Annotated in this window: 1 protein-coding gene; it reads right to left on the reverse strand. The window is 44.7% G+C overall.

Annotated elements, in window-relative coordinates; translation table 11 throughout:
• Positions 1–3,002, reverse strand: a 3,002-nt coding sequence (locus BKK50_RS10145) for an RHS repeat domain-containing protein (protein WP_143529806.1), incomplete at both ends; no start/stop codon positions are given.

Consider the following 3,002-nt stretch of genomic DNA (forward strand, 5'->3'; position numbering starts at 1 on the left):
GCTAACCCACTTTCTTCATCGTAATATTGCCCGGCGAATAACATTTGTGGATTGAGTGGATTTGACTGTCTATATTCATTGGAGAAGAGCAGTCCCCAAAGCGTTTGTTTTTCTCTACGCCACAGAGTTTTACCTTGCGGATTAAGAAGTGCAAGCACTTGTCCATTCGGTTGGCAGATGGCGTAGCCGGTTTCCTGCTTCCATTCGATGAAGTTACCGTCAATGGTTTGTTTAAGCTTTTGATAGTGGTCTTGTTGGGCGACTAATTCAAATCCATTAAATACGGAGTGCCGTTCGCTGACAAGTTCATCGTTTTTGAAAGTTCGAGTGAAAGCGATTTGGTCGCCGTCCCACAGGTATTCAATGCGTAGATGTTGTTGCGGACATTCTTTTGAAATCCGTCTGCCTAAAGCATCGTATTTATAGTGCCACACTTCACCTTTTGGCGTGGTGATGCCAATCAGTTCGTTTTTGCCATTCCAGCGGTAGTCGGTTTCTTGTTTTCTAAAGCCGTCCCGTTTTTCAACTTTGGTGACCAACCGACCCGCTTTGTCGTATTCGTAGTAGTTTTCGTTTAAGCGGTGGAGTTTATGCCCCTTTTGGTAAATATCCTGATGTGGGATAATTTGCCGCTGTGCCTGATACTCCGGGTGGTGTGGGTTTTGAATTAAGCCATAGGTTTCACTACCCACATAACGTTGGGTGAGGTAGCCACATTCATCATAGGCATAGCGTTCTTGTTCACGGTTTTGGTTGTGAACCTGTGTGATTTGGTTGTTTCGGTTTAGGGTGAAAAAGTGCTGTTCGCCTTTGTCTTTAGTTTCAAGGGTATTCAGCGCCTTGTCATAGCGGTAATGTTGATTGACCTCAGCAAAACTTGGAGCGTCAATGCCCGTGGCACGCAGTTCGTCTTTGTCAAAAAACTGTGTCGGCTCCCAACCTGCCCGTTGTTGGGTAAGACAATCCATCGCATCATAGCGTTGTTTGAGGATAAACCCTTGTGGGGAAGAGCGGTCGATTTCATTGCCGTTTTGGTCGTATTGGAAAAACAGTTGGTTTTTCTGACCGCTTGTATCCGTTGTGTCCGGCAAGTTCAGTTCAATTAACTCACCGAGACTATTGTACTTAAATTGCGTGATGATAGGCTCATCTTTCCCCTCAATATAGAGCGTTCTTGTGAGGGTTTGGGCTTCATCATCATAAGTACGCTCAATTCGGTGGCTGTTTTGGGTTTCTTTGATGAGTCGGTCATTCAGGTCGTATTCAAAGGTTTGTCGGCTATACAGGCTTTGAATAGCGGTAACCCTGCCGAGGTTATCGTATTCGTAAAAATAGCTGTCGTCAGTCGTGATAAGGCGAATTAATCGATAACCTGCGTCATAGTCATAATGGGTAACGTTTCCCTCGCCATCGGTCAGGCTTTTCAGTGTGCCGTTTTCATTGTAGCGATAAACCCAACGGTTATCGGCAAAGTCGGTTTCGGTGGCAACTTGTCCGTTTTCATTAAAGGTGTACGTGTAGGTTTCGCCTTTCGGATTGGTCACTTGACGAAGTTTAAGGCTATCTTTATCGTAGTCATACTGCCAACGGTTGCCCTCACCATCGATTTTTTCAATGAGCAGGTCAAACGCTCCGTATTTCAACTGCCAATCTACCCCATTGGCATCGGTGTAGCGAATAAGATTACCGTGTCGGTCGTAGTCTTGCTGTTCAAAACTTTGGTTTGGGCGGTTAATGCGGCTTAATTTATGCTGAGCATTATAGTTATACTGCCACTGATAGCCTTTGCCATTGGTAAATCGGCTTAGGCGGTCTTTATCATCATAACCAAGCTGAATACGGCGTTGCTCGCTATCTTGGGTTTCAATTAAACGATGACGTGGGTCGTAGTGGAACTGTTCAAGCTGTTGACGTTGCCCGACCATGGATTTTACTTCGGTCAGTAAACCGAATTGATTGCGTACAAACTCAGTGGTTGTGCCATCAGGCGCCGTGAAAAGTGCGGTCTGTTTTTCCCCATTTTTGACTTCTGCCAACTGGATTTGTCTTGTCCAGGAGCGGTTTAGTGGGTCGGTGAGCTTAATAAGTGCTTCCCGGTCATCGTATTCATATTGCCACTGATTGCCTAGTGTGTCGGTAAAACAACGAACTAAACCGGTTTGTTCAAGATAATCAAAGGTGATTTGATTACCATCAGGCAGGGTTTGGGTCAGTAAATTGCCGTAGCGGTCGTAGTCAAAATGCGTTTTGGCACCGCTTGGTGAGGTGATGGTAAGCGGTTTCATTATATGACTATCGTAGTCATAGACCGTAGCACGTTGTTGGCTATCTAACACCGTGGTGCGATTATCTTCATACTGAAACCAAACAGGATAAAAGCCATCCGCACCAATACTGTGAATCACCCGCCCTTTTTCGTCATAATGATAATCCACCCAGGTTTTATCTCTATCTGACCAACGGATAAGGTTAAAGGCATCGTCATAGTCGTAGAACAGATGAAAATCAAGTAGGGCATTGCTTTCGACTAATGCGCCTTGTTCATTTTGTCGATAGGTTACCAGTATTTCAGACTGCTCCGTATCGGTGCGGATAATTTGATGGAGCCATTGCCCTTGATAGGCTAAAGCCAACTCAATCCCATCAGAATGTTTGATTTGAGTCAGGCGGCTATCTTGATAGATAAAATCCACTCGGTTGGCAAACTCATCTTGCCAATAGCTTATCGGGAAAATACCGTCTTCAAGGGGAGGAAAGCCTAACTCATCCTTGTTCTCGGCAAAACGAGCGGTTGAAACTTGGAAAAATTTTGATAAGCCTGTTTCACGGTCAAAGAGTTCAAGGTAGTCTCGATTACGATTAAGGGTAAATTGAGGGTGGTCGGGATTGAAAGACTGAATATAGCCCAGTGGTAAAGCAAAGCGTAAATATGTGCCTTCAACAGTCGCAATTTGAATATGTTGCCCATTGGCAGACACCTTGACATATTCAGAAAAATTATC

It is taken from the genome of Rodentibacter rarus (assembly GCF_001998965.1).
Taxonomy (GTDB): domain Bacteria; phylum Pseudomonadota; class Gammaproteobacteria; order Enterobacterales; family Pasteurellaceae; genus Rodentibacter; species Rodentibacter rarus.